General features: G+C 63.3%; 22 protein-coding genes. 8 read left to right on the top strand and 14 right to left on the bottom strand.

The genetic code is table 11. The annotated features are described in order from the left end of the window. Positions 1 to 67: 67 nt before the first annotated feature. From BG57_RS08145 to BG57_RS08130, 4 genes are all read right to left on the bottom strand, one after another. Positions 68 to 1,288 carry an ABC transporter substrate-binding protein gene (locus BG57_RS08145; RefSeq protein WP_035962111.1) on the bottom strand — a complete coding sequence of 407 codons (1,221 nt, stop codon included), beginning with the start codon at positions 1,286 to 1,288 and terminating at the stop codon, positions 68 to 70. Between the two features lie 56 nt (positions 1,289 to 1,344). Further along, a complete protein-coding gene (locus BG57_RS08140; RefSeq protein WP_035962109.1) occupies positions 1,345 to 2,106 on the bottom strand; it encodes an ABC transporter ATP-binding protein in 762 nt (253 codons plus the stop codon). Next, positions 2,103 to 2,882: an ABC transporter ATP-binding protein gene (locus BG57_RS08135; protein WP_035962410.1), complete on the bottom strand. Its 780-nt coding sequence runs from the start codon at positions 2,880 to 2,882 to the stop codon at positions 2,103 to 2,105. The genes BG57_RS08140 and BG57_RS08135 overlap by 4 nt, the downstream gene beginning before the upstream one ends. Positions 2,883 to 3,176: 294 nt before the next feature. Next, complete coding sequence (locus BG57_RS08130) at positions 3,177 to 4,847, bottom strand: GMC family oxidoreductase (RefSeq protein ID WP_035962107.1); 1,671 nt, start codon at positions 4,845 to 4,847, stop codon at positions 3,177 to 3,179. Between the two features lie 225 nt (positions 4,848 to 5,072). On the opposite strand from BG57_RS08130, the gene BG57_RS08125 reads away from it, so the two are divergent. Together BG57_RS08125 and BG57_RS08120 are read left to right on the top strand one after the other, a co-directional pair. Then, a complete protein-coding gene (locus tag BG57_RS08125) occupies positions 5,073 to 5,975 on the top strand; it encodes a LysR family transcriptional regulator (protein WP_035962105.1) in 903 nt (300 codons plus the stop codon). Positions 5,976 to 6,035: 60 nt separating this feature from the next. Then, positions 6,036 to 6,572 (top strand): class IV adenylate cyclase, encoded by a 537-nt coding sequence (locus tag BG57_RS08120; RefSeq protein WP_035962104.1) that lies wholly within the window; start codon positions 6,036 to 6,038, stop codon positions 6,570 to 6,572. On the opposite strand, the gene BG57_RS08115 is transcribed toward BG57_RS08120, so the two are convergent. Beyond that, a complete protein-coding gene (locus BG57_RS08115) occupies positions 6,548 to 7,033 on the bottom strand; it encodes an Lrp/AsnC family transcriptional regulator (protein WP_035962102.1) in 486 nt (161 codons plus the stop codon). The genes BG57_RS08120 and BG57_RS08115 overlap by 25 nt on opposite strands. A gap of 507 nt (positions 7,034 to 7,540) precedes the next feature. Between BG57_RS08115 and BG57_RS08105 the strand changes: the two genes are divergently transcribed. Continuing rightward, positions 7,541 to 8,227: a response regulator transcription factor gene (locus tag BG57_RS08105; protein WP_035962098.1), complete on the top strand. Its 687-nt coding sequence runs from the start codon at positions 7,541 to 7,543 to the stop codon at positions 8,225 to 8,227. A 29-nt stretch (positions 8,228 to 8,256) separates the two neighbouring features. Further along, positions 8,257 to 9,801 carry a sensor histidine kinase gene (locus BG57_RS08100; RefSeq protein ID WP_229754044.1) on the top strand — a complete coding sequence of 515 codons (1,545 nt, stop codon included), beginning with the start codon at positions 8,257 to 8,259 and terminating at the stop codon, positions 9,799 to 9,801. Positions 9,802 to 9,810: 9 nt separating this feature from the next. On the opposite strand, the gene BG57_RS08095 is transcribed toward BG57_RS08100, so the two are convergent. The 6 genes from BG57_RS08095 to BG57_RS08070 all read right to left on the bottom strand — a co-directional run bounded on the left by BG57_RS08095 (position 9,811) and on the right by BG57_RS08070 (position 16,186). Beyond that, complete coding sequence (locus BG57_RS08095; protein ID WP_035962406.1) at positions 9,811 to 10,266, bottom strand: SET domain-containing protein; 456 nt, start codon at positions 10,264 to 10,266, stop codon at positions 9,811 to 9,813. A gap of 174 nt (positions 10,267 to 10,440) precedes the next feature. Continuing rightward, entirely contained in the window at positions 10,441 to 11,553 is a 1,113-nt protein-coding gene (locus tag BG57_RS08090; protein ID WP_035962096.1) for an NADH:flavin oxidoreductase/NADH oxidase, read from the bottom strand. Between the two features lie 70 nt (positions 11,554 to 11,623). Further along, positions 11,624 to 12,340 (bottom strand): glutamine amidotransferase, encoded by a 717-nt coding sequence (locus BG57_RS08085; protein ID WP_035962095.1) that lies wholly within the window; start codon positions 12,338 to 12,340, stop codon positions 11,624 to 11,626. Between the two features lie 140 nt (positions 12,341 to 12,480). Continuing rightward, positions 12,481 to 13,125 (bottom strand): MarR family winged helix-turn-helix transcriptional regulator, encoded by a 645-nt coding sequence (locus BG57_RS08080; RefSeq protein ID WP_035962093.1) that lies wholly within the window; start codon positions 13,123 to 13,125, stop codon positions 12,481 to 12,483. Positions 13,126 to 13,827: 702 nt separating this feature from the next. Next, complete coding sequence (locus BG57_RS08075) at positions 13,828 to 14,943, bottom strand: YbdK family carboxylate-amine ligase (RefSeq protein ID WP_035962091.1); 1,116 nt, start codon at positions 14,941 to 14,943, stop codon at positions 13,828 to 13,830. Between the two features lie 40 nt (positions 14,944 to 14,983). Then, positions 14,984 to 16,186, bottom strand: coding sequence for a cation:proton antiporter (locus BG57_RS08070; protein ID WP_035962089.1), 1,203 nt, complete (start codon positions 16,184 to 16,186; stop codon positions 14,984 to 14,986). A 209-nt stretch (positions 16,187 to 16,395) separates the two neighbouring features. On the opposite strand from BG57_RS08070, the gene BG57_RS32950 reads away from it, so the two are divergent. Next, positions 16,396 to 16,533, top strand: a complete 138-nt coding sequence (locus BG57_RS32950; protein ID WP_160174714.1) for a hypothetical protein — start codon at positions 16,396 to 16,398, stop codon at positions 16,531 to 16,533. A 416-nt stretch (positions 16,534 to 16,949) separates the two neighbouring features. Here the strand turns inward: BG57_RS32950 and mnmC1 are convergent, their stop codons facing one another. After that, a complete protein-coding gene (mnmC1, locus tag BG57_RS08065) occupies positions 16,950 to 18,761 on the bottom strand; it encodes an FAD-dependent 5-carboxymethylaminomethyl-2-thiouridine(34) oxidoreductase MnmC1 (protein ID WP_035962087.1) in 1,812 nt (603 codons plus the stop codon). Between the two features lie 476 nt (positions 18,762 to 19,237). On the opposite strand from mnmC1, the gene BG57_RS08060 reads away from it, so the two are divergent. Further along, the gene (locus BG57_RS08060; RefSeq protein ID WP_035962086.1) at positions 19,238 to 19,516 is read left to right on the top strand and encodes an HU family DNA-binding protein; all 279 of its coding nucleotides are present in this window, start codon (positions 19,238 to 19,240) and stop codon (positions 19,514 to 19,516) included. A gap of 139 nt (positions 19,517 to 19,655) precedes the next feature. Here BG57_RS08060 and BG57_RS08055 read toward each other — a convergent pair whose 3' ends face one another. Together BG57_RS08055 and BG57_RS08050 are read right to left on the bottom strand one after the other, a co-directional pair. Continuing rightward, the gene (locus tag BG57_RS08055; protein ID WP_035962084.1) at positions 19,656 to 20,861 is read right to left on the bottom strand and encodes a GTP-binding protein; all 1,206 of its coding nucleotides are present in this window, start codon (positions 20,859 to 20,861) and stop codon (positions 19,656 to 19,658) included. 114 nt (positions 20,862 to 20,975) lie between these two features. Continuing rightward, on the bottom strand, positions 20,976 to 21,422 hold the full coding sequence (locus tag BG57_RS08050; protein ID WP_052005667.1) for a lytic transglycosylase domain-containing protein: 447 nt from the start codon (positions 21,420 to 21,422) through the stop codon (positions 20,976 to 20,978). Positions 21,423 to 22,013: 591 nt separating this feature from the next. Here BG57_RS08050 and gspD point away from each other — a divergent pair. Next, entirely contained in the window at positions 22,014 to 24,458 is a 2,445-nt protein-coding gene (gspD, locus tag BG57_RS08045; RefSeq protein ID WP_052005666.1) for a type II secretion system secretin GspD, read from the top strand. Then, entirely contained in the window at positions 24,455 to 25,975 is a 1,521-nt protein-coding gene (gspE, locus tag BG57_RS08040) for a type II secretion system ATPase GspE (protein WP_035962079.1), read from the top strand. Before gspD ends, gspE begins: the two co-directional genes overlap by 4 nt. Positions 25,976 to 25,989: the final 14 nt, after the last annotated feature.

The raw sequence follows: 25,989 nt of genomic DNA, 5'->3' as shown, positions 1-25,989 counted from the left end.
CTGCCGTCAGAATCGTTGTGGCGACGGGCAGCCCGCGAGCCGCCCGCCACGTCTCTCCACCGCGAGCTTACTTCCAGGCCGCGCAGCGCGATTCAGCCTTGGTGGCGAACGCCTGCTCGCCCGGAATCGTCGCCGTGATCTTGTAGTAGTCCCACGGTTCTTTGGATTCCGAAGGTTTCTTGACTTCCATCAGGTACATGTCGTGGATCATCGAACCGTCCTGGCGAATGTAGCCCTTCGCATAGAAGTCGTCGATCTTCGCCTTCTTCAGTTCGCCCATCACCTTGTCGCTGTCGGTGCCGCCTGCTGCCTGCACCGCCTTCAGATAAGTCGTGACGGCGGAATAGTCGGCGGCCTGAAGGCTCGTCGGCATCTTCTTCATCTTCGAAAAATAGCGCTTCGCCCACTCGCGCGTCTTCTCGTCCTTGTTCCAGTACCAGCTATCCGTCGCGACGAGACCTTGCGTCGTTTCGAGTCCGAGGCTGTGAATGTCCGTCAGGAAGATGAGCAGCGCGGCGATCTTCATCGACTTGGTGATGCCGAATTCCTTCGCCGCCTTGATCGAATTGATCGTGTCGCCGCCCGCGTTCGCGAGGCCGAGCACTTGCGCCTTCGATCCCTGCGCCTGCAGCAGGAACGACGAGAAATCCGACGCCGACAGCGGATGCCGCACGGTCCCGAGCACCTGGCCGCCGTTGGCCTTCACGACATCCGACGTGTTCTTTTCCAGCGCCTTGCCGAACGCGTAGTCGGCGGTCAGGAAGTACCACGACTTGCCGCCCTGCTTCGTCACGGCGGAGCCGGTGCCCTTCGCGAGCGCCATCGTGTCGTAGGCGTAGTGGACGGTGTACGGCGAGCACTGTTCGTTCGTGAGGTTGTCCGCGCCCGCACCGATGTTGATGTACGGCACCTTCTTCTCGGCCGCCACTTGCGCGGTGGACAGCGCGGTGGCCGAATTAGTCCCGCCGATGATCGCGTTCACGCCGTCACGGTCGATCCACTCGCGTGCCCGCGATGCCGCAATATCCGCCTTGTTCTGGTGATCGGCATAGACGAGTTCGATCGGCTTGCCGTTGACCTTGCCGCCGAAATCGGCGATCGCCATGCGGATGGCTTCGAGGCCGCCTTGTCCGTCGATATCGGCGTAAAGCCCCGACAAGTCCGTGACGAAGCCGATCTTGACGCTGTTGGCCTCAGCAGCCTGCGCGCCGCTGCTCATCAGCGCCACACTCGCCGCCGCAGCCGCAAAGCAAAGAGAAGAGAGGCGCGCGAGGGTCTTCTTTTTCATTCCAGTCTCCGTGAGTTTTGGTTCTTGCTGTCAAGCTGGCGTTACGCGTGTTGCTGTCACACCCCGAGCAGTTCATGCAGCACGGGCATCTTCGCTTCGAGTTCCCCCGCGCCGAAATGCTCGACGATGTTTCCATGCTCCATCACATAGAAGCGATCCGCGAGCGGCGCCGCGAAGCGAAAATTCTGTTCGACCATCACGATCGTGTAGCCGCGCGATTTCAGCATGAGGATCATGCGCGCGAGTGTCTGTACGATGACGGGCGCAAGTCCCTCCGATATCTCGTCGAGCAGAAGCAGATTCGCGCCGGTGCGAAGAATGCGTGCGACGGCGAGCATCTGTTGCTCGCCGCCCGAGAGGCGCGTGCCCTGGCTCGCGCGCCGCTCCTTTAGGTTCGGGAACATCGAATAGAGTTCGTCGAGCGGCATTGCCTCTTTCGCATTGCCGACGAGCGGCGGCAACAGCAGATTCTCTTCGCACGACAGGCTGGAGAAGATGCCGCGCTCTTCCGGACAATAGCCAATGCCGTAATGCGCGATCTTGTGCGTCGGCAGCCCGATGGTCTCGCGTCCGCCGACGCGGATCGACCCGGTGCGCCGGCCGGTCAGGCCCATGATCGCGCGAAGCGTCGTCGTGCGGCCCGCGCCGTTGCGCCCGAGCAGCGTGACCACCTCGCCGCGATCCACCTTGAGATCGACGCCATGCAGGATGTGCGATTCCCCGTACCACGCCTGCAGTCCCGCGATTTCCAGCGCAGGCGCATTGCCCGCCGCGCCGTTCGCCTCGCGCGAGCGGCGCTCTTCCACGATCGTGCTCATGCGTGCGCTCCGGTGAGCGCCGCATCGGCGCTGCCCATGTAGGCTTCCATCACGAGCGGATTCTTCGATACTTCCGCGTAGTTTCCTTCGGCGAGCACTTCGCCGCGCTGCAGGACGGTGATGGTGTCGGAGATGCCGGCGATTACGTTCATGTTGTGCTCGACCATCAGAATGGTGCGCCCCGCCGATACCTTCTTGATGAGCGCCGTCACGCGATCGACGTCTTCGTGTCCCATGCCTTGCGTCGGTTCGTCGAGCAGCATGAGTTCGGGCTCCATCGAAAGCGTCGTCGCGATTTCGAGCGCGCGCTTGCGTCCGTAGGAAAGCTCGACGGTCTTCGTATCGGCGAAATCGGTGAGGCCCACTTGCGTGAGCAGGTCCATGGCGCGATCGTTCAGCGCATCGAGCGAACGTTCGCTGCGCCAGAACTGAAACGACGTGCCGAGTTGCCGCTGCAAGCCGATACGCACGTTCTGCATCACGGTCAAATGCGGGAACACGGCGGAAATCTGAAACGAACGGATGATGCCGCGCCGCGCGATATGGGCCGGCCGTTCGCGCGTGATGTCGGCGCCGTTGAAGACGATCTGGCCCGCCGTGGGTTCGAGGAACTTGGTGAGCAGATTGAAGCAGGTGGTCTTGCCTGCGCCGTTCGGTCCGATGAGCGCATGGATCGAGCCGCGGCGCACGCGCAGGTTCACGCCATTCACGGCGGTGAAGCCTTTGAATTCCTTGGTGAGCCCTCGCGTTTCCAGAATGGTATCGCCGAGAATCATGTCCCCTTCCATGCGAAGTGAGGCGCTAAACGATCGGTTCGCCTGCGCCTTATTGTTCTTTACGCGCGCACCCGAACGTTGCTTCGATTCCGGTACGGTTCGCTTCGTGCTGCCGTTGCATCGATATTGCGTGCTGCACAAAGCGGGCACGAGGTAAGCCGAGCATCACTCTGATCCGGGGCCATTGTCGCGCCAATGATGCAGCGCAATCATTGGGATTTGCACTAACTCATGCGGCGCGCAAAGTGGCCGCCGATGCACGCAATCAGGGCACGCTGCGTGCTGCGGCGAACATCATGCGAGTGCCGACGCGATCACTTCCTGCGTCTGCAACGCGCCGCGGTCTTCGCGGATCATCTCGCTCGCGCGCTCCGCGATCATCAACGTGGGCGAATTGGTGTTGCCCGATGTGATGACCGGCATCACCGATGCATCGACCACGCGCAAGCCACGCACGCCGATCACGCGCAAGCGGCTATCGACGACCGCGGCGGGATCGTTGTCCGCGCCCATGCGGCATGTGCCGACCGGATGAAAGATGGTCGTGCCGATCTGCCCCGCTGCTTCGACGAGTTCTTCCTGCGTCTGAAACTGAATGCCCGGCAGGATCTCTTCGGGCGCATGGCGCGATAACGCCGGCGCGCTCACGATGCGCCGCGTGAGCCGGAGCGAATTGACGGCCACTTCGCGATCGCGCTCGGTCGACAGATAATTCGGCGCGATCAAAGGCGCGGCATGCGCATCCGGCGATTCGATATGCACGCTGCCGCGTGACGTTGGCCGCAGATTGCAGACCGACGCCGTGAATGCGTTGAACGGATGCAACGGTTCACCGAAGCGTTCGAGCGATAAGGGCTGCACGTGATATTCGACATCGGGCCGCCTGATCGAAGCATCATCCGGATTCGACTTCGCGAATGCGCCGAGTTGCGATGGCGCCATCGACATCGGACCGCTTCGCATCAACGCGTATTGCATGCCGATGAAAAGCTTGCCCCACCATCGCGCGGACAAGGTATTGAGCGTGCGTGCGCCGTTCACCTTGTACGCCATGCGCAATTGCAAGTGATCCTGCAGGTTCTCGCCGACGCCGCGCAGATGACGCACGACATCGATGCCGAGCCGCTGCAGGCGCGCGCCATTACCGATACCCGATAGTTCGAGAATCTGCGGTGAATTGACCGCGCCCGCGCTCAGGATGACTTCGCAACGCGCCCGCGCGATGAAATCGACATCGCCGCCGCGATACGCCACGCCGACGCAACGTGCGCCTTCGAACACGAGCTTTTGCGTGTGCGCGCCGGTGATCGTCGTCAGGTTGGGACGCTTCATCGCTTCGCGCAGAAATGCCTTTGCCGCATTCCAGCGGATGCCGCCGCGCTGGTTCACATCGAAATAGCCGACGCCGGTGTTGTCGCCGCGATTGAAGTCATCGGTGGCGGGGATGCCGGTCTGTTGCGCGGCCTGTGAGAACGTTTCGAGGATCTTCCACTTCAGCCGCTGTTTCTCCACGCGCCATTCGCCGCCCTTGCCGTGCCATTCGCTGGCGCCGCCGTAGTGGTCCTCGCTGCGCTTGAAAATCGGAAGCACCGAGTCCCAGGACCAGTTCGAATCGCCGGTGATGTGCGCCCAGTCGTCATAGTCTTCGCGCTGGCCGCGCATGTAGATCATGCCGTTGATCGACGAGCATCCGCCCAGAACTTTTCCTCTCGGGTATGACAACGCCCGGCCGTTCAGGCCCGGTTCGCTCTGTGTCTTATAGAGCCAATCCGTTCTGGGGTTGCCTATGCAGTACAGGTAGCCTACCGGGATGTGGATCCAGTGGTAATCGTCCTTGCCGCCTGCTTCGAGCAGCAGCACGTTTATCGCCGGGTCTTGCGTCAGGCGGTTTGCCAGCACGCAGCCGGCTGTGCCTGCGCCGGCGATGATGTAGTCGTAGCTGCCTTCTTCCTTGCGCTCGTTCATTGCGTTGTCTCCTTTCTTTGCTTTGCCGTCTTCGATGCGGCTTTTGATGTTGATCTGTTACTTCTTAGCGCCGAATGCTCCTCCGGCTCGCTGCGTAGTCGACCGCATAGGCGATCACTCTCCACGCGTTTCATTCGCTCGACCGTCTACGAAGACTAGTGCGAGGTTTCTTCCGAATCCAATGAGTTCTGTTCAACTGCGATATAAGTCGCGCTAATATCAGGCATGGACTACATCCTCCTGCGCGCTTTTCTCACTGTCGCCCGCGAAGGCAATCTCACGCGGGCCGCCGCCCAGCTGCACCTCACGCAGCCGGCCGTCAGCCTGCAAATCAAGAACCTTCAGGAGATGCTCGGGGTTGTCCTCTTCACACGCACGTCGCACGGACTGCTCCTCACACGCGACGGCGAAGCGCTTCTTCCCCACGCCGAGCGCGCCATCGCCGCCGCGTCCGAAGTTCAGCGGGCCGCTGCCGCGCTGCGTCATGAAGTAAGCGGCACGCTTCGTATCGGGACCATTCTCGATCCGGAATTCCTGCGGCTCGGCGGATTCTTGCGGCAGTTCGTCGAAACGTATCCGCGTATCGAAACAGCACTTCGGCATGGCATGTCCGGATGGGTGCTCGAACGCATAAGAACACGCGATCTAGATGTCGGCTATTACATCGGCGATCCGGCCATCGACGGCGCGCGCGACGGCGAACGCTTTCATGTCGTGCGTCTCACGCCGTTCTCCTATCACGTGCTCGCGCCCGCCGGATGGCATAACCGCGTCAATAAAGGCAAACGCAGCTGGGCCGCCCTCGCGAGGCTGCCGTGGATCTGGACGCCGCCTGAATCCGCGCATAACCGGCTGCTGTCGCGCGTCTTTCGCGAAGCCGGCGCGATGCCCGTGAAAGTCGCCGAAGTCGACCAGGAGCCGTCGATGCTCGATCTCGTGAAGTCCGGTGTCGGGCTGTCGCTGGCGCGCGATTCCATCGCGCTCGCGCAGGCACACGCGCACGCACTCACCATCGTCGATGGCGTCACCGTGCCGACGCAGCTATCGTTCGTCGCGCTTACCGAACGTCGCGAGGAACCGGCGATCGCCGCTGCGCTGAAACTCATCGACGCTCAATGGTCCGTGTAACGCCAGATTCACGATAAGACTGGTACGCTGAGCGACGCCCCACCACCGGAGAGTTCCTTCATGGCACGCAACATCGAAATCAAGGCACGCGCGCATCGGTTCGACGAACTGCGCGAGCGCGCATCCGCGCTTGCCCCCGATGCGCCGCTCGTCTTTCGCCAGCAGGATTTCTTCTACGACGTGCCGACCGGCCGCCTCAAGCTGCGCCAGTTCGACGACGGCACGCCGTCCGAGCTGATCTTCTATCAGCGCGACGATCGCGATGGCCCGAAAGTCTCCTATTACTCCCGCAGTCCGGTGACGAACGCCGAAGCCATGCACGCGCTGCTCGCGCAGGCACTGACGACGCGCGGCATCGTCTCAAAAGAGCGGCATGTCTATCTGGTCGGACGCACGCGCATTCATCTTGACCGGGTGGACGGGCTCGGCGATTTCGTCGAACTGGAAGTGGTACTAGGCCAGGACGACGATGAAGCCGGCGGCCATCAGGAAGCGCACGACATGTTCGCGCGCCTGGGTGTGGCGCAAGCGGACCTGGTGCCGCTCGCGTATGTGGACTTGCTAAACCCCGCTCAGGCCGCGTCGCCGGAAAGGTGATCGAGCGGCAATGGGCCGTTGCGCTTGAACGTGGTCAGAACGATGTTCGAGCGCACGCTGTCCACGCCCGGCACGCGCATCAGCTTCTTCATCACGAAGCCCGACAGTGCGTTCAGATCCGGCGCGACGATGCGCAGCAGATAATCCGCATCGCCGACGGTCGCGTGACATTCGAGCACCTCGGGCAAGGCGTCGATCTCCTGCTGAAACTGTTCGATGACGGTGTCGCCGTGATGCTTGAGCTTCAGGCTCGTGAACGCCGTCACGCCGAGGCCGAGTTTCTCGGGGCGCAACATCACGCGATAGCCCTCGATCACGCCCGTCGCTTCGAGCCGCTGCAAGCGCCGCCCGATCTGCGACGGCGATAGCGGCACTTGCTCCGCGAGCTGCTGATGCGTGGCGCGCCCGAAGCGCTGAAGGACATCGAGCAGGGCAAGGTCGAAATGATCGAGTTCCAGCATGATGCGAATGTGCGCGAAAGCGGAAGGAGATGCGACTTTAGCGCATCGCCCGGATGAGCGACGCGCCGCACGATCTTCCGCGCGCGGATTAATACCGGCTTACAGCACCCGACAAGGTAACAGGCGTATTACGAACTGTGACATCGACGCGAGCCGTTGGACGTCCGATGCGCGGCCGAATCGCACTATTGCAAGGCGATCCGAAAGCAGACGTAAGCGGAATCCCGGCGTATCTTTCAGTGATGAAGGCCAATTTTGAACCGCTCGTAAACTGCGTGAACGGTGCAAGATACCGCCTTTCGGACGCGGGTCGGCGTGCGGGTTCGAAGCGGTACAATCAGCAGCGCACAAGGCCCGAAGACGGCAATCGCCCGCGCCGCTCGAACTCAAGCCGCGCGGCGCCGCATGAGAAGTAACGGTTTTGATCCGGCCGACCCCGCGCTGTCCCGCCGCATTGCGCGGACCAGAGCGCCGGATCGACTTCAACCCATTGTACTGAGCGACTTCATGCGAATCCTCCTGATCGAAGACGACCGCCCCATCGCGCGCGGCATTCAAAGCAGCCTCGAGCAATCCGGTTTCACCGTCGACATGGTTCACGACGGCATCTTCGCCGAGCAGGCGCTCGCGCAGAACCGCCACGAACTCGTCATTCTCGATCTGGGCTTGCCCGGTATCGACGGCATGACGCTGCTCTCGCGCTTTCGCCAGGGCAATCGCCATACGCCGGTGATCATCCTCACGGCCCGCGACGAACTGCACGACCGCGTGCAAGGCCTCAACAGCGGCGCCGACGACTACATGCTCAAGCCGTTCGAGCCGCAGGAACTCGAAGCGCGCATTCGCGCCGTGATGCGCCGCAGCGGTCCGCACGGCGACGTGCCGCGTCCCGAAGTCACGCTGGGCGGCCTGCGCCTGTCCGGCGTCGATCGCCGCATCTTCAACGACGAGCGTCCGCTCGAACTGTCGCCGCGCGAATTTGCGGTTCTCGAAATGCTGCTGCTGCGTCACGGCCGTGTCGTCAGCAAGGCGCAACTGCAGGATCATCTGACGCACTTCGGCGGCGATCTCGGCGATACCGCTATCGAAGTGTATGTGCATCGCGTGCGCAAGAAGCTCGAGAACACGCGCGTGGAAATCGTGACGGTGCGCGGCTTCGGTTATCTGCTTCAGGAGATCCGGCAGGCGGCGTGATGCATCGGCCACTCTCGCCCTAGAACGCTTTGCGACTTCCCACCCGGCGCGCGGGCGATCAGCGTTTCGCCCGCGAAGACTGGCTCGATCTGGCGCGATCGACGCCCACCCGACCTCCCGCCCCGCCGAGCCTGCGGCGCACCCTGCTGCGCCGTCTCGCCGCGCCGCTGTCGCTGCTCGCGCTGATGTCCGGCCTCATGGCGTACTGGCTCGCGTGGCAGTACACGCAGCACGTCGTCGATCGTTCGCTCGCCGATCTCGCCACCGCCATCTCGAAGCAAATCCAGCTCGCGGGCGTCGATGCGCCCGTCACCGTCCCGCCGCTCGCCCAGGCGATGTTCTCCGATCCCGTCGAACAGCTCGTCTACCGCATCAGCACGGGCGACGAGGAAATCGCTGGCGACCCGGACCTTCCGCTCACCGGCACCTCCGTGCGGCGCATCCATTACGCGTACGTCTTCGAGACGCACTATCAGGGCACCAGCGTTCGCGCGGCGCAAGTGCGCGTGCCGCAGCAGACCGGCAATCCGATCGTCGTGGAAGTGGCGCAGCGCGTGGGGTCGCGGTATCGCATCGCCGTCGAGTTTCTCTTCGCGATCATGATGCCGCTGCTGCTGCTCCTGCTGGCCGGCTGGGTGATCGTGTGGCGCGTCGTGAATCAGCAGTTGAACCCGCTCACCGATCTCGCCGACGCGCTGAACCGGCAGACGCACGTCTCGCTCGAACCGGTCGACGAATCGCATGTGCCGAGCGAAATCCGTCCGCTCACGAGCGCGATGAACGGCCTGCTCGTGCGCCTGCAGACGGCGCTCGATGCGCAGCGCAAATTCATCGCCGATGCCGCGCATCAGTTGCGCACGCCGCTCACGGCCGTGAAGCTGCACGCGGAGCAGGCGCTCAGTTCACGCGATCCCGCAAAGGCGGTCGAAGCGGTGAAGGAACTGCGGGCATCGGCGGATCGGGCGGTGCGGCTGTCGAATCAGTTGTTGTCGCTCGCGCGCGCGGAGCCGGGCGAACAGGCGGCGCGCTTCACGGACTTCGATTTCGCCGCGCTCGCGTTCGAAACCGGCGCGGAATGGGTGCCGCGCGCGTTGGCGGCGCGGGTCGATCTGGGCTTTCAGCGCATCGACGATCCTGAAAACGAGCATCCGATGACGATGCGCGGCAACGTCGTGCTCGTGCGCGAAGTGCTCGCCAATCTCATCGACAACGCGCTCAAGTACGTGCCGCCCGCGCGGTACGAAGGCGCGCGCATCACGCTGACGGTCGGCGACTGGCGCGATCCGAAAAACCCGGACGGCGCGCGTTTCGGCGAAGTGGTGATCGAGGACAACGGCCCCGGCGTTCCGGCCGATCAGCAGCCCGATCTGTTCAAGCGCTTCTTCCGTGGCGATGGCCAGAGCGTCGAAGGCGGCGCGGGACTCGGGCTTGCGATCGTGCACGACATCGTCGCGCTGCACGGCGGCACAGTGCATTACGAAGACGCGCCCGAAGGCGGCGCGCGCTTCATCGTACGGATGCCGCTGAAGGCGCAACACGTCGAAGCGCCCGCAACGGCCCCTGCGGAAAAATAAGCGAGGCGCTTACTTTTTCTTCTTGAGCGCGAGCATGGTGCCGCGGCACTTCTTCGCGCCGCAGCGGCACTCGTATTCCTTCTTCAGCTTCTTGGTGATGCGCCCTTCGATCACGAGCCCGTAGTCGTAATTGAGCTCTTCATCCGGCCCGATGTCGCGCAGCGCGTGGATGAACACACGGCCTTCGACTTCCTCGGCTTCGCAGTTCGGCGCGCACGAATGGTTGATGTACTTCGCGCTGTTGCCATCGATCTTGCCGTCGATCACGCGGCCATCGTCGAGTGCGAAATAGAAGGTGTGATTCGGTTCGTCCGGATTATGCGGATGACGGCGCAGCGCCTCTTTCCACGATATGCGCTCGCCCTTGTATTCCATCACCTTCTCGCCGGCGGCGATCGGCTTCACGGCAAACACGCCCTTGCCATGCACGCCCGAGCGGCGAACGGTGACCCTGCGTGAACTCATCGAACGAATCCCAAGTAACGAATTTCTATGGAGGCTTCATGCCCGCTTCTTTCCGCACGATGAACGCTTGTGCGGACCGGGACATAAAAAAACGCGGTGGCCTCGAAGGCGCCGCGTTCAACGGTAACGACGGTATCGTACACTCCCGCGCGCCGGATTCTCAACTCCGTCGTATCAACGCTGGCCGAACGCGATGTCGCCGAACAGATGCTTCTGCTCGCGCGGTTGCGAGCGCCAGTACTGCGGCGGGGCGCTGACGGTCGCGCCGAGTTCGGCCGCCGCGTGCCACGGCCAGCGCGGATCGTAGAGCATGGCGCGCGCCATCGCAACGAAGTCGGCCTGGCCGCTCGCGATGATCTCTTCCGCGTGCTTCGCCTCGGTAATCAAACCGACCGCGATGGTCGTCACGCCGGTCGCTTCCTTGACGGCCTTGGCGAACGGCGTCTGATAGCCGGGTTCCAGCGGAATCTTCTGTTGCGGCGATACCCCGCCCGACGACACATCGATCCAGTCGACGCCACGCTTCTTCAACTCCGCTGCGAACGCGATCGTATCTTCGATGCCCCATCCGCCTTCCACCCAGTCCGTCGCCGAGACGCGCACGCCGACGGGCTTGTCGCCGGGAAACGCGGCGCGCACGGCATCGAAGATTTCGAGCGGATAACGCATGCGGTTTTCGCGCGATCCGCCGTATTCGTCGGTGCGCTGATTCGCAATCGGCGATAGAAACTGATGCAGCAGATAACCGTGCGCCGCGTGAACCTCGAGCGCGTCGATGCCGAGCCGCGCGGCGCGCCTCGCCGATGCCGCGAAGGCTTCCTTCACACGCAGCAGTCCCGCCGTATCGAGCGCGAGCGGCGGGGTTTCGTCGGGCTTGTGCGCAATCGCCGATGGCGCGTGCGTCATCCATCCGCCATCCGCGACCGAAATGAGCTGGCCGCCTTCCCACGGCTTGCGGCTAGATGCCTTGCGGCCCGCATGTGCGAGCTGCATCGTCACCGCGATGTTCGAATACTGGCGAATTGCCGCGAGCACCGGCCGCAACGCCGCTTCGGTGACGTCGTCCCACAAGCCGAGGTCGCCCGGCGTGATGCGTCCATCCGGCTCGACAGCAGTGGCCTCGACGCATAGCATCCCCGCGCCGGACAGCGCGAGATGGCCGAGATGAATCATGTGCCATGCGCTCGCTTCGCCGCGCTCGGCGGAATACTGGCACATCGGCGACACGACGATGCGATTGGGAAGCTGCAGACCGCGAAGGGTCCGGGGAGTGAACAGCGCGCTCATGTAGTAAGCCCGTCGCGAAGATGAGCGGTCGAGCATAGCACTGCCTTTTTATGCGTGCAGCGCCGATACGTCAGCCCGATCGCGCAGCGCCGGGAAAGCGGTCGAGCCACTCGCCGAACATCGCGCGAGCGGCAGTCTCGAGGGCGGCGCCGTGCCGTGCGGTTGCATCGCGCAAGCCGGTAACGGTTGCACCGCCATGCGCGATATCGCCGGGATACGTGATCAGCCAGTTCTCGAAGCGATCCGTCAGCACTTCTGCATGGCACTGCAGCGCGAGCACATGCTCGCCCCAGGAGAACGCCTGATGAGCGCACGCTTCTGTCGATGCAAGCAGCGTCGCGCCTTCGGGAAGCTCGAACGTATCGCCGTGCCAGTGGAAGACCGGCACGGCATCGAGGTGGCGCAACGGCGACGCGCGCCCCGCTTCCGTCAGCGAAAGCGGCGACCAGCCGAGTTCCAGCCGCCCCGACGAATACACGCGTGCGCCGAGCGCCCGCGCGATCAGTTGCGAGCCGAGACAGATGCCGATGGTGGGAAGCCCCGCTGCGATGCGCTTTTCGAGCATCGACAGCAGCGGAGCGAGATGGGGATACTGCGCGTCTTCATGGGCGCCGATCGGTCCGCCGAGCACGACGAGCAACGACGGGTCGAGCGGATTCGGCGCCGCGATGCGCCCGCGCCCGACGTCGAGATAACGCACGAGATGGCCCCGGTCGCCGAGCACCAGCTCCAGACTGCCGAGGTCTTCGAAATGGACGTGGCGAATCGCCAGGACTTCATGTTTCATCGGCGCTTCCAGGAGTCGACTGCGTGGCCTGAACAAGAGCCAGGGACGAGCCGCGCCTCGCTGCGAGGCGCGACGGCACAGTCTAACCGACTCGCCGACGCCTCACAGCGCGGAATGCCACCGATATTACCTGCCTAATCTCAGGCGATCTGCGCGAAGACCTTCCAGACTTTCTTCTGCTGACCGAGATCGCCTTCTTCGTATACCGAACAATCGAGACGCAGGTCGGTGTCGGCCATGTCGATCTGAAGGAGCGCGCAGTGATGCGGGACCTTCTTCGGGTTCTTGCTGACCTCGAAGTGCGAGCACGAGAGACACATGCGGTGCGCGGGAATCTGCTGCGCCGCTTCGAGTTGACGAATCGTCTTCAGCAGCGAGCGATAGAACGCCGCCTGTTCGTCCTCGCGCAAGGTGCCGACTGCTTTCGAGAGAAAGTCCGGCCATTGCAGCGCCTTCTTCGCGGCAGTGCGGCCGCGGGCGGTCAGACGAACCGCCAGCGCGCGGCCATCGTCGATGGCGCGGCGCTTTTCGACGAGCCCCTTGCCTTCGAGCGTGCTGACGGCATCGCTCGTCGTCGCGGCGGTCAACGCGGTTTCACGCGCGATCTCGCCAAGGCGCATCGGCCCTTTACGCTGCATCAGCAGCACGAGAATCTCACCTTGGGTCGGCGTGAGCCCCGCTCCTTCCGCCCACTCCCAAGCCTGGCTGCGCATCGCGGTGCTCAGCCTCAGCAGGCCGTGGGTCACCCGCCCCGTCGCCTGCTCTCCGTAAACGCCTTCACTCATAATATTTCGCTTGTTTTCCGCTTTATGGGTTTCGACGGCATGTTCGCCTGCAACTGCGAACCCCTCGTCCCGAAAGCCGCCCCGACTCACTTTGCCCGTTCGTCGGGATAACTCCCGGTTCGTGGTCCCCGCCGTCTCAAAATTCAGGCGTACCAAGCCAATTCGCTTTGCCTGAAAGGGGACATTGCCACCCTCTTCGTTTTGCGCCTTCTTTTACCAGCCGTGGCGCTCTTTCGCCGACTATACCCCGCCGCCGGGAAAGTCGCCATTCTAAGCGACTGAGACGAAACGTACACCTTAATTATCCACGCAAAACTGTGGATAACCCGTGGAAAAGCGGCTTATTTCGTCGTGAGTGTATTTTCGGTAACCATCGGTACTGTACGGCAGACCACGTTCGGAGTCCGTTGCAGGCCTCCCGGCAAGGAAGCTGCGGCAAACCGCTCGATGCTCGGTCTATCGTTTGAGTAACCGACGGCAACACATTCGTTTCGTTACCGACTATTACTCAGGTATACGGACGCTGGATGCAAACCTTAAGGATGCCATTCGGCTTTACGCTAAATCGCGCGGCGAGCAATTGAATTGCCAGCAACATGCACGCGTTTCATACAGAGCGATGCCTCAAACAAAAAAGGCTGCCCGGAATCACTCGGGCAGCCTTCTTCGATTGTCGCTGAAGCGGGTAATGCGGCTACGGTCTCAAGCGCGCCATTGCAGGCATTGCTGGCGGACGGCTTCGTGCAAGGACTTCTCCTTGTCGAACACGCCGCGCAGCCACGACGCATCGTTGACGCCGCCGCGCGCGATATCCGCGACCTGCGCGAGCGCCGCTTGAGAACCGAGCGCTTCGGCGTGCGGCGCGAGCACGTCGAGCGTCGCGAGGATGTCCTCGGCGATGGTGCGCCGCTCGCCCGTCTGCGGATGGATGCACGTGCCTTCCAGGCCGAAGCGGCATGCCTCGAAGCGGTTGAACGTGTAGACCAAGTAATCGTCTTCTCTGGGCGTCAGCGGCTTGTCGAGCAACAGATAACGCGACAAGGTCTGAATGTAGCAAGCGATGGCTGCGGCGCGATCCACCGACAGCGGCGTGTCCATCACGCGAACTTCGATCGTGCCGAAACCCGGCTTGGGCCGAATGTCCCAGTAGAAGTCCTTCATGCTGTTGACGACGCCCGTGTTGACCATCTTCGAAAAGTACTCTTCGAAGCTATCCCACGTAAGGACAAACGGCGCGCGTCCCGACAGCGGAAACGCAAACACGGAATTGAGCCGTGCCGAGTGAAAGCCCGTATCGACGCCCTGAATGTACGGCGACGAAGCCGACAGTGCGATGAAATGCGGGATGTAGCGCGACATCGCGTGCAGCAGGAACAACGCGCTGTTCGGGTCCGGGCAACCGATATGCACGTGCTGTCCGAACACGGTGAACTGCTTGGCGAGATAGCCGTACAGCTCGGAGATGTACTGAAAGCGCGGCGCGTCGTAGATCTGCCGATCGCTCCATTGCTGGAACGCATGCGTGCCGCCGCCCGCGAGCCCGACGTTCAGTTGATCGGCGGCAGCGATAAGCGTGTCGCGAATCTTGCGCAGATCGGTGACGGCCTGCTCGTGCGTCGTGCAGATGCCCGTCGAAAGCTCGATCATGCTTTCGGTGATTTCCGGCGTGATGTTGCCGGGAATCTTTTCGTCCTTGATGAGCCGCATCAGGTCGGACGCGGCGCGTGTCAGATCATAGTCGTGCGTATTGACGACCTGGATCTCCAGTTCCACGCCGAACGTGAACGGCTCGGAGTTGATGAATGGTTCGAGTGCCATGACGCCTCTTGTTGATCAATGCATGAGCGGCCGCGCGCGCTTACTCGCGGCGCTCGCCAACCGCCGACAAACTACGGTAAACCACGAAGGGCGTCGCGATCTGCAGCACGACGATCGAGCACATGACGATCGCGCGCAAGGTCGGGTCGTAGTCGGGATAGAGCACGTACATGTCGTCGACGAGCAAGTACGCGAGCGCCGACATCGGCGTCAGCGCGACGCCGAGCGCCGCCCCCTGCTTCCAGTTAAGTCCGCTCGGCTTCGCGAAGATCATCACGCCGACGAGCTTGCCGATCACACGCGCGACGATCAGCCCCAGCGCCGCCACCCCGCCCAGCGCGATATCGCGCCAGTGGAACGAAGTCAGTGTCAGCGCGAACAGAATGACGGTGAGAAGCCATCCCGCCGATCCGAAATGCGACGGCCACAACTGCGGCCGCTCGTCGGCATTCTTCACGATGATGCCCGCGGCGAGCAGCGCGAGGATCGTCGAGAGCTTGAAGATGTGCGCAACCGCGATCGCCAGCAGCACGAGGCCGAACAGCGCGACGAACGAATGCTCGTCGTTCGCGTTGAGACGCCGGTAAAGCAGGTTGCACGCGCGCGCCAGCAGAAAGGCCAGCACCAGCGAGCCGAGCAGCAAATACAGCGGCTGAAGAATCGTCGCGAACGTGTTGCCGTAGATTTCCTGATGCAGCACGCCCGCCGCGAGCTTTTCGACGATCACCGCGTACATGCTGTTGAGCGCGGTCAGCGTCATGAGCCGCTGCGTGACCTGGCCTTCGGCGCGCAGTTCGGTTTTGAGCTGGATGACCATCGCGGGTGACGTGGCCATCGCGATCGCGGCGATGACGATCGAGGGCATCGTCGGCACGTTGGCGAGCATCAGCGCGATCAGCACAAGGATGAACGTCAGCGTCGATTCCGCGATGCTCGACAGAATCAGATAAGGATTGCGGCGGATCCAGCGAAGGTCGAGCCGTCCGCCGAGTTCGAAAAGCAGCAATCCGAGCGCGACATCGAGCAGCGGACGTGACAGGCCGCCCGCGCTGGCGTCGATGACGCCGAGACCGGCGTTGCCCGCGATCAGGCCGATCACCGCATAGCCCGTGATGCGCGGCAGACGCCATGCGCGCCACAGCAACTCTCCGGCGAGACCCGCCGTGACCAGCGCGAGACCGGCCCACAGGATGGCGTCCGGTTCGAGCGGCCACGCGGGAAGAAATGAAAATGCCGAATTCATCTTATGGGCTTCTCCTTCGTTGCTTCAGCAGAGGACACGCTCGGTCGCGCGGGGCCGCGCGTCACAGCGAGACTCGCGGGAGACGCCGACACGCGCTACCCGATAACGACTGAGCGTAGGTTCATTCAGGCCAAACGAACTTGACCGAACACGGCGTCACGGTTCAGCCGTGTACGACTTGATGACGCGTCCGGCTCGAGCTGACTGGCTTGCTCGCATCCTGGCTCTCGGAAAGCACTGCGATGCGCCGCGCGCGAGCGCTGGCCGAACTTGGTAAACGACGTTGCGGCTTGGTGATCGGATTGTCGTTCCGCAAGCATCGTTCCATTGAAGCGCTCGCCGGCTGATCGGCGCGACGCAGGAAGAAGCGCGATTGTGCCACACGCCGGACCCTGCGACCGAACTGCAATCCCATGATTCGTAAGAAGTAAAAGCGACTGCTGCCCGATTCGCGGTGGAAATTCCAACCGGTCGGGCTTCGGGTTTTCCGCTGCCGATGGCGTCGTCTTCAGGTGTTTACAGGTTTACTGTATGTATACGTAGTAGTAGTTAACAAGGCCCCGCCGCTTCTGTGGACAACTCGTGTTTACCGATACGGTTCAACGAGATGCGCGCCGAAGAACCACGCGGTAAACATGTTCGCGCCGGGCCGTTAACACGGAACAACTTTCAGCCGTCCGACCGGTGCCTGCGGCTTGTCCCGTTTACGTGCACAACGCGTTCACAGCTCTTCTCGGCGCAATTCGCCGGGTTATCCACAGCGTCACGAGGACAACTGCGGCGCGGAGATCGCTCCGTGACGTAACGCTCGCAGAAGGAATCGCGCCGGATCGACGGCTTCGGCCAGCTCGCGTTCGATCGGCCACGGCTCGCCCTCGATCTGCGAAGCGATGAGTTCCGCCCCGAGCGTCGCCCATACGAGGCCACGTGAGCCGAACGCGAACGCGCCGTACAGCCCTTCGACGCGCGGCAAGTCGAGCGGCCATGCGCCGGACAGCCGTTGCGCGTCGCGACGCGCGGCGGTTTCGTCGGCGAGTTGACCAATCATCGGCATGCGATCGCTTGTCACGCAGCGAAACGCCACGCGTCCGTGCGACGCGGATACGTCCCGAAGCGCCGGCAGCATCCGGCCGACGCGCTCCACGTTCTCCCGATGTCCGGCGTCGCGCAGGCCGGGGTCGGTGTCGTCGATGTCGTAGGTCGCGCCGATCAACGTGCGGCCGTCGCTCAACGGCACGGCGTATCCCTCGCCGATGACCGGCACGCGCAGCCCATCGAGCGGGCCCGCGTCGAGCAGCGAAAGCTGGCCGCGCACGCCGCGCGTCGGTTCGCCGTAGAGGCCGGCGAGGCGTGCGGCATCGTGCGCGTTCGCCAACACGATGACCGGCGCTTTCGCGATCAGTGCGCCGCTTGCATCGAACGCCTGCCAGTCCCGTCCGTCGTGCTCGACGCGCGCCACTTCCGTATTCATGCGCGCGGTGAGCGCATCGCCGGCGGCGGCCAGTTGCGCCGCGCAGACAGCGGCCGGCGAAATGGCGCCGCCGCGCGGAAAGAACCAACCGCCGCGTGCGACATCGACGCCCGCCACCCGCGATGCTTCGTCGCGCGTCATCGCGGTGACGTAATCGCGCTGATAGCGGAATCGTTCGATGGCGTCGGCGAGCGCGTCCGCATCGTCCGGCGTATCGGCGATTTGCAGCAGGCCCGCGCGGCTGCGCTGCAAGTCATGGCCGGCGGCCTCGAGCGCGGACCATCGGCGCAGCGCGTGAAGAAAACCGGCGCGCGTCAGGCGGGCGGCGACGCTGTCGTCGCGCCAGATAATCGGGTGAAAGACGCCAGCCGGATTTCCCGATGCGTCCCGCGCGGGCGATGAATGGCGGTCGATCAGCGTGACACGCCATCCGCGAGACGCGAGCGCCGATGTCATCGCGCAGCCCGCGAGTCCCGCGCCGATCACGATCGCGTCGCGCGCCGGCGCGTTGCATGCAACCGGCGGATCGTGACGGCGCACCCGCCAGCGCGGTGCGAAACGGCCCGTTATGCCGTCAGCCGTCGCGTGGCAATCGAATCCGGAACTTGTCAGCGTCTTGAGCAGAGCCGCTTTCGCAGGCTCGGGCGCCGAAGCCGAGAGCGTCGCGGCATCGGCGGCGAAGCGCGCGAGCGTTTTGCACAGCTTGCGCGGATCGTCGTGTTGCGATGCGTCGAAATGGATGGCATCGGCGCGCAGCCACAGTTTCGACAGCAGGTCGGCGTCGTCTTCATCGCCGATGGCGAGCGTGAGCACGACGCGCCCCGCATCGAGTTCCAGGCGATGCACGCCCGGCGTGCGCATCGGCAAGGCTTCGCCGAGTGCGGTCGAAAGCGCGTCTTCGTCTTGGTGAACGGTGAGCGGCGCGATCGCCACCAGATGCAGACGTTCGCTTCGCGCGCTGGATTCGCGCCACAGACGCCACACGGCGAGCAAGGCGCGGTGACTGCCGATACGCGCATCGGCCGCGAGGAATGTGAAGATGCGCGTGTTCTTCCAGCGTGCGGGAAGATCGTGAAAGGCGAGAAGCGGCGAAGAGTGAGTCATGCGTCGAGCGGCGTGTTGGGGCAAACATGACACTGTATCGCCGGAAGTCGGAGCGGGCCGCACGCGATGGCCCGCGACCCGTCCGGACGCGCCAAACCCAATACGGACAAGCGTTTTCACGCTAAACGTTGGCAAAAACCAACGCGCGTTCGCGACTCGAACGCGCACTCCGCGGGCGTGCGCCGGCGCGCGAAGATTGCGCGCCAAAAATCCGCCGGCAACCCCTGGTTACATAAGGGTAAATCTTTGAAACCCTTATCCTGATTGGGTTTGCGCTGCGCTATCATACGAAGCGCCGCGTTCGAAGGCGGCGCGAGACTTTGATGTAAGGCAATGCAGACGAAGCGGCGCGAAACCGCGCCGCTTCGCCGGACGGGCAGGCCACAAGGTCGCCCCTACTCGACTGCAGGGCTTGCGCACGTATAATCGGCGCGTTCGCGCTGTTCGTGTCAACCTAAACTGATAAAGGAACCTTAATGAACAAACAGGAATTGATCGACGCCGTAGCCGCCCAAACCGGCGCAAGCAAGGCTCAAACCGGCGAAACGCTCGACACGTTGCTCGAAGTGATCAAGAAGGCTGTCTCGAAAGGTGACGCGGTTCAGTTGATCGGTTTCGGCAGCTTCGGTTCGGGAAAGCGCGCAGCGCGCACCGGCCGTAACCCGAAGACCGGCGAATCCATCAAGATTCCGGCAGCAAAGACGGTCAAGTTCACGGCTGGCAAGGCATTCAAAGACGCAGTCAACAAGAAGTAAGCTGTCTGCCGTGTGGCGCTTCCCGCTCAGTTGCGCAGCGCCTCGCAGCGCCTGTTGGTCAGGTTCTTCCGCATGTGCGGAGATAAGCTGGAGACCATGAGAATTTAGAAACCCGCCTTCGGCGGGTTTTTTTATTTGCTCAGTGCCGGTGATCGTCGCAATCGCAGCCGGGGCCGTGATCGTGGCCGTGGTCATCGTGGCCGCCGTGCTCATGGTCATGATCGTGTTCTTCCACGTCCCACGCCGGGAACGGATCGCTGAAGCGTTGCCAGCCATCCGCTCCGAGCGCCCATTCTTCGTCGGTCAGCAGGCATGCGTCGAACCTGCGCTGCCACGCATCGGCATCCAGATCCAGGCCGATGAGCACCAGCTCCTGCCGCCTGTCGCCGATGCTGTTGTCGTCGGGATCGCCGAACCATTCCGCGACGATCTCCGCTTCCAGCTCGGGGTCATCGGTCGGCCATTCGCTGCGATCCTGCGCCGCCCACCACACGCCCGCCGGGCCGTGACGCAGCGTCCCGCCCGCCTGCGACAACGATCCGCCCACGACACTGCGCGTCGCCAGCCAGAAGAAGCCCTTCGCGCGCAGCACATCGGGCCATTCCTGATGCAGCAGATTCCAGAGCCGTTCCGGATGAAACGGCCGGCGCGCGCGATACACATAGTGGCCGACGCCTGAATCGCCGGCATCGGATGTCTCATCGCCGTTGAGAATCGAGAGCCAGCCGGGCGCGCTCGCCGTCGCATCGAAGTCGAAGCGGCCGGTGTCGATCAGCTCATCGCGCGGTGCATTGCCGAACTCAGCGCGAATCTGCACGGCGCGCGGATTGAGACCGCGCAGCACGCGCGCCACTTTGTCGAGTTCTGCTTCGCTGACGAGATCGGTCTTGTTCAAGACGATGACATCGCAGAATTCGATCTGCTCGACGAGCGTTTCGACGACCGTCTTGCCTTCGTCATGCGCTTCGTCGCCGATAGCGATGCCGCGTTCCGCGAGCGAATCCGCCGATGCGTAATCGCGCATGAAGCTCGATCCATCGACGACGGTCACGAAGGTATCGAGACGCGCGCGGCCGGCGAGCGCGGACTCGTCGTCATCGGCGAAAGCGAGATGCTCGGCGATGTCCATCGGGTTATCGACGCCCGTCGATTCGATCACGATGGCATCGAAGCGTTGCTGGGCCGCGAGATCGACGATTGCCTGTTCCATGTCGTGCAGCGACTGGCCGGTGATCGTGCCGATGCGCACGTCCTGCTGATTGGCGAGCAACGCGTCGACGAGCGTGGACTTGCCCGCGCCGATGAAGCCCGAAAGCACGGTGACTGGCAGGGGTGTCTGGTTCATTGCGGGCGATCAGTGGAAGGGCTGCGGGGGCATCGAGACGCCTGGAAGCGACGATTCTGCATCAAAAATGCAGCGAAGGCGGCGCTTGCGGCCGCGGCCCGCCGACGCCCGGATTTACTTGGCGGCTTGCAGCAGCTTCCAGCGCCGCAGAATCTCGATGATCTGCGCCGAGTATTTGTCGCGCAGCGCAGGTGTTTCGGAATGGTAAGCACCGACCGCCTGCCACGAATTGCCATACTTGTTCATCTTCTGGCGCAGATGCCACGCGGCGACGTAGACGCTCTTGCACGGCTCCATCAGCGTGCCGCTCGAGATGCCATATTGGGACAGCGTGTTCAGGTGGATGGAGTTGATCTGCATCAGCCCGTAGTCCGTCGAGCCGTTGGCGTTCTTGTTGATGGCATCGGGCTTGTTGTGCGATTCCTGCCAGGCGATGGCGCGCAGTATGAGCGGATTTACCTTTTGATACTTCGCCGCTTCGTCGAAGCAGTCGGCATGCGCCGCGCCGGCCGCCAACATCGCGCCGAACGCCATCACAGGTAATCGCAGGAATCTCTTCATTGTCTATCTACTCCATCCGCCGATGCGGAACGTCATACCGCCGACGCGACGCATGCGCGCCGTCGCCAGAAACCCATGTCCGAGCCGGGCCGGTGTCGGGAAAACCCGTGTGCCGGGCACGTGCCGGCCAAGCCGAACCGCCCGTATGATACCGGCTGACGTTTCAGGTCATAAGTTAGCTAGCCGACATAGGTCCGACACAATGCGCGAAGCGGATCGGCCGCGACGATGGACGGTTGCCAATACGCAGCTAAACGTATGAATAATAAAGTGTTGTATACGCGTTACAATTCGGCTCCCGCGCAAATTCGACTGAGTCGACGGAAGCCGCCTGACGGTATATCGGCAAGTTTCTGGAATGCTTCAACGGCGGCGGGAATCACTCGGCACGCAGCCGGCTGCAGCCATTACGTCAGCGAATTGGAATAAATTCGTTACGCAAAGCTGCTATCGTCACATTTTTATAAATAATCGTGGTGGAGCGGACACGCTTGCACCTCGGTCGGCAGCGCCGTCGAAATCATTGGCGCCGCCTTAGCCGGTTAATTTTTGTAGCCCGGCTCAGACATCACATCCATGAGAAGACAACCTATGGCACTGCGTCGCCACGCGACGGCACTGCTGGCGGCGGGACTTATCGTCGCGCAAGCCGCGCACGCGCAAGTGACGTTGAATTTCGTCAACGCCGATATCGACCAGGTCGCGAAGGCGATCGGCGCCGCTACCGGCAAAACCATCATCGTCGATCCCCGTGTGAAGGGGCAGCTCAACCTCGTCTCCGAGAATCCGGTGCCCGAGGAGCAGGCGCTGAAGACGCTGCAGTCGTCGTTGCGCATGCAGGGCTTCTCGCTCGTGCAGGATCACGGCGTGTTGAAGGTCGTGCCCGAAGCCGACGCCAAGCTGCAAGGCGTGCCGACGTACGTCGGCAATGCGCCTGGCGCGCGCGGCGATCAGGTCATCACGCAGGTCTTCACGCTGCGCAATGAATCGGCGAACAACCTGCTGCCGGTGCTCCGCCCGCTGATCTCGCCGAACAACACGATCGCCGCCTATCCCGCGAACAACACGCTCGTCGTCACCGATTACGCCGACAACGTGCGGCGCATCGCCGGCATTATCGCGGGCATCGATACGGCGGCGGGCCGCGAAGTCGATGTCGTCTCGCTGAAGAACGCGAACGCGATCGACGTCGCCGAGCAGATGAACAAGCTGCTCGATCCCGGCACGATCGGCAGCACCGACGCGACGCTCAAAGTCACCGTCACGCCCGACGCGCGCACCAATTCGCTGATGTTCCGCGCGTCCAGCAGCGCGCGGCTCGCGGCTGCGAAGGCACTGGCGAAGAAACTGGATGCGCCCACGTCCGAGCCCGGCAACATGCACGTCGTCGCGCTGCGCAACGCCGACGCGACGCGTCTTGCCAAAACGCTGCGCGCGATGCTCGGCAAGGGCGGCGGCGGGTCGGACAACACTTCGGGCAGTTCGGGCTCGAACACGTCGAACTCGTTCGGACAAAGCGGCCTCGGCAACTCGTCCAGCTCGACGGGCTCCGCCGGCATGCCGCCGCTGCCTGGCGGCATGAGCAGCAGCAGCAGTTCCGGCATGGGCAACAATCCGATGTCCGGCTCGGGCGGCAATCGCGACAGCAGCTTCTCGTCGAACAAGGAGAGCGAGAGCGGCAACGATACCGGCAGCGGCGGCGGCATGATCCAGGCCGATTCCGCGACCAATTCGCTGATCATTACCGCGGCGGACCCGGTTTATCGCAACTTGCGCTCGGTCATCGACCAGCTCGACGCGCGCCGCGCGCAGGTCTATATCGAAGCGCTGATCGTCGAGCTTTCCGCGACGACGGGCGCGAACCTCGGCATCCAGTGGCAAGGCCTGCTGCTCTCGAACGGCGGCAACAACGCGCTCTACGGCAGTTCGAGCTTCGGCTCCGGCAATACGAACATCTTCGATCTGACCGTGCAGGGCAATGCGATCGCGCAGAATCCCTCCGCCATCACGTCGACGACCGGCCTGCTCGCCAACGGCCTGAACATTGGCCTGCTTCATCGTTTCGGCAATTTGTTCGGTCTGGGCGGGCTGTTGCAGGCGCTGTCGACGTCGTCGGATGCGAACATTCTCTCCACGCCGAATCTGATCACGCTCGACAACGAGGAAGCGAAGATCGTCGTCGGCCAGAACGTGCCGGTGGTGACGGGCTCGTATGCGACGCCGACTGCGAACGCGGCCACGTCGGTGACGGCGTTCAACACGTTCGACCGGCGCGACGTCGGCGTGACGCTGCACGTGAAGCCGCAAATCACGGACGGCGGCGTGCTCAAGATGCAGATCTATCAGGAAGATTCGAGCGTCGATGCCTCGACCAAGACCGATCCGGGCGGCGTGACCATCAACACGCGCTCGGTGCAGTCGACCATTCTTGCCGACGACGGCGAAATCGTCGTGCTCGGCGGCCTGATGCAGGACCAGTACAACAACAACAACAGCAAGATTCCGCTGCTCGGCGACATTCCGTTCATCGGCAGCCTGTTCCGCAGCGAAAGCAAGACGCGCACGAAAACGAACCTGATGGTGTTCCTGCGTCCGGTCATCGTGCGCGACCAGTCCACGGCCACGCAGATCGCGAACTCGCGCTACGACTATTTGCGTCAGCAGCAATACGGATCGACCACGGATAACCGCCTCATCAAGGATCAGAACGTGCCGATGATGCCGCCGAAGCCGCTCGGTCCGAGCGAAGGCGGTGGCGCTCCGGCCCAGAATCTGCTCGACTGGAACAATCTGACGCGCGGCGTGCCGAGTTCGACGCTGCCGCAGGACCCGAACGCCGGCCCCGCGCCGCAGCCGTATCAGCAGGCGCCGCAGAGCACGTATCCGGCGCCCGCCAACGGCGCGACGAACGCGATGCCCGGCAACGCGGCGACCAACGCCATGCCGGGCAACGCGGCGACGAACAACTACGCGGTGCCTAACAATGCGCCGAGCGCGAGGCCGCTCGACAGCAGTCCGACAGGAGCCCGACCGTGAACACGGTGAACGCGGTAGTCGAAAGCACGAACCCCCTCGCCGATGCAGCAGCGCACGGGGCCGCCACGGCCGCGTCGCCGCTTGCCGCGCGGCTCGTGCCTTACGGCTTCGCGCGAAGCGGGCAGATTCTGCTCGCGCATCAGCACGCGGACAACATCGAAGTGTGGATCAGCGAGCGCACGAGCGACGCCGCCCTCGCGGAAGTCGCGCGCAATTTCGGCGCGCTGTCGATCGTGCGCAAGTCAGCCGACGAACTCGCCGCCGCGATCAACTCGGCTTACGCCCGCAACGACGGCAGCGCCGCGCAAGTGGTCGGCGAGGTGGAAGGCGAAGTCGATCTGTCGCGTCTGATGCAGGACATTCCGGAAGTCGAAGACCTGCTGGAATCCGAAGACGACGCGCCGATCATCCGCATGATCAACGCGCTGTTGACCCAGGCGGCGCGCGAACAGGCGTCGGATATTCATATCGAGCCGTTCGAGAACGCGTCGGTGGTGCGGTTTCGCGTCGACGGCACGTTGCGTGATGTCGTGCGTCCGAAGAAGGCGCTGCACGGCGCGCTGATCTCGCGAATCAAGATCATGGCGCAGCTCGATATCGCCGAGAAACGTTTGCCGCAGGATGGCCGCATCACGTTGCGCGTCGGCGGCCGTCCGGTCGATGTGCGCGTGTCCACGCTGCCGACCGGCCACGGCGAACGCGCGGTGCTGCGTCTGCTCGAAAAGGACGCGCAACGCCTGAATCTCGAAACGCTCGGGATGGCGCGCGACACGCTCGTCAATTTCGACAAACTGATCGGCAAGCCGCACGGCATCGTGCTCGTGACCGGTCCGACCGGCTCGGGCAAGACGACCACGCTGTACGCGTCGATGTCGCGGCTCGAGACGACCACCACCAACATCATGACGGTGGAAGACCCGATCGAATACGACTTGTCGGGCATCGGTCAGACGCAGGTGAACGAGCGCATCGGCATGACGTTCGCGCGGGCGCTGCGCTCCATTCTTCGTCAGGACCCGGACATCATCATGATCGGGGAAATTCGCGACCTCGAAACCGCGCAGATCGCGGTGCAGGCGTCGCTGACCGGTCACCTGGTGCTCGCGACGCTGCACACGAACGATGCGGCATCCGCCGTCACGCGTCTCACCGATATGGGCGTCGAACCGTATCTGCTGGCGTCGTCGCTGCTCGGCGTGCTCGCGCAGCGGCTCGTGCGCCAGCTGTGTCCGGTCTGCAAGGAAGAGCGCGAGGACGAGAACGGCGTGAAGCACTGGCATCCGGTCGGTTGCGACCGATGCGGCCAGTCCGGTTACGTAGGCCGTCGCGGCGTGTACGAACTGCTGCTGATCGACGACGAGATCCGCCCGCTGATCCATCGCAACGCCGCCGACGCCGAGATTCTCGCCGCCGGCCGCGCACAAGGCATGCGCACGCTGCGCGAGGACGGCAACCGCTGGCTGGCGGCGGGCGTGACATCGCTCGAAGAAGTGCTGCGCGTGACCGGTGGCGATTAAGGGCGGAGCGTAAC

This window comes from Caballeronia grimmiae (assembly GCF_000698555.1).
Classification (GTDB): domain Bacteria; phylum Pseudomonadota; class Gammaproteobacteria; order Burkholderiales; family Burkholderiaceae; genus Caballeronia; species Caballeronia grimmiae.
This window is presented reverse-complemented; position numbering and strand designations above follow the sequence as displayed.

Coding starts and splice junctions, on each gene's coding strand:
- BG57_RS08120 (WP_035962104.1), top strand. CDS start 6,036: ATGGCACGCAACATCGAAATCAAGGCACGCGCGCATCGGTTCGACGAA.
- BG57_RS08080 (WP_035962093.1), bottom strand. CDS start 13,125: ATGAGTGAAGGCGTTTACGGAGAGCAGGCGACGGGGCGGGTGACCCAC.
- BG57_RS08050 (WP_052005667.1), bottom strand. CDS start 21,422: ATGAAGAGATTCCTGCGATTACCTGTGATGGCGTTCGGCGCGATGTTG.
- BG57_RS08070 (WP_035962089.1), bottom strand. CDS start 16,186: ATGAATTCGGCATTTTCATTTCTTCCCGCGTGGCCGCTCGAACCGGAC.
- BG57_RS08130 (WP_035962107.1), bottom strand. CDS start 4,847: ATGAACGAGCGCAAGGAAGAAGGCAGCTACGACTACATCATCGCCGGC.
- BG57_RS08115 (WP_035962102.1), bottom strand. CDS start 7,033: ATGCTGGAACTCGATCATTTCGACCTTGCCCTGCTCGATGTCCTTCAG.
- BG57_RS08055 (WP_035962084.1), bottom strand. CDS start 20,861: ATGAACCAGACACCCCTGCCAGTCACCGTGCTTTCGGGCTTCATCGGC.
- BG57_RS08090 (WP_035962096.1), bottom strand. CDS start 11,553: ATGAGCGCGCTGTTCACTCCCCGGACCCTTCGCGGTCTGCAGCTTCCC.
- BG57_RS08135 (WP_035962410.1), bottom strand. CDS start 2,882: ATGATTCTCGGCGATACCATTCTGGAAACGCGAGGGCTCACCAAGGAA.
- gspD (WP_052005666.1), top strand. CDS start 22,014: ATGGCACTGCGTCGCCACGCGACGGCACTGCTGGCGGCGGGACTTATC.
- mnmC1 (WP_035962087.1), bottom strand. CDS start 18,761: ATGACTCACTCTTCGCCGCTTCTCGCCTTTCACGATCTTCCCGCACGC.
- BG57_RS08095 (WP_035962406.1), bottom strand. CDS start 10,266: ATGAGTTCACGCAGGGTCACCGTTCGCCGCTCGGGCGTGCATGGCAAG.
- BG57_RS08060 (WP_035962086.1), top strand. CDS start 19,238: ATGAACAAACAGGAATTGATCGACGCCGTAGCCGCCCAAACCGGCGCA.
- BG57_RS08125 (WP_035962105.1), top strand. CDS start 5,073: ATGGACTACATCCTCCTGCGCGCTTTTCTCACTGTCGCCCGCGAAGGC.
- BG57_RS08075 (WP_035962091.1), bottom strand. CDS start 14,943: ATGGCACTCGAACCATTCATCAACTCCGAGCCGTTCACGTTCGGCGTG.
- BG57_RS08140 (WP_035962109.1), bottom strand. CDS start 2,106: ATGAGCACGATCGTGGAAGAGCGCCGCTCGCGCGAGGCGAACGGCGCG.
- BG57_RS08105 (WP_035962098.1), top strand. CDS start 7,541: ATGCGAATCCTCCTGATCGAAGACGACCGCCCCATCGCGCGCGGCATT.
- BG57_RS08085 (WP_035962095.1), bottom strand. CDS start 12,340: ATGAAACATGAAGTCCTGGCGATTCGCCACGTCCATTTCGAAGACCTC.
- BG57_RS08145 (WP_035962111.1), bottom strand. CDS start 1,288: ATGAAAAAGAAGACCCTCGCGCGCCTCTCTTCTCTTTGCTTTGCGGCT.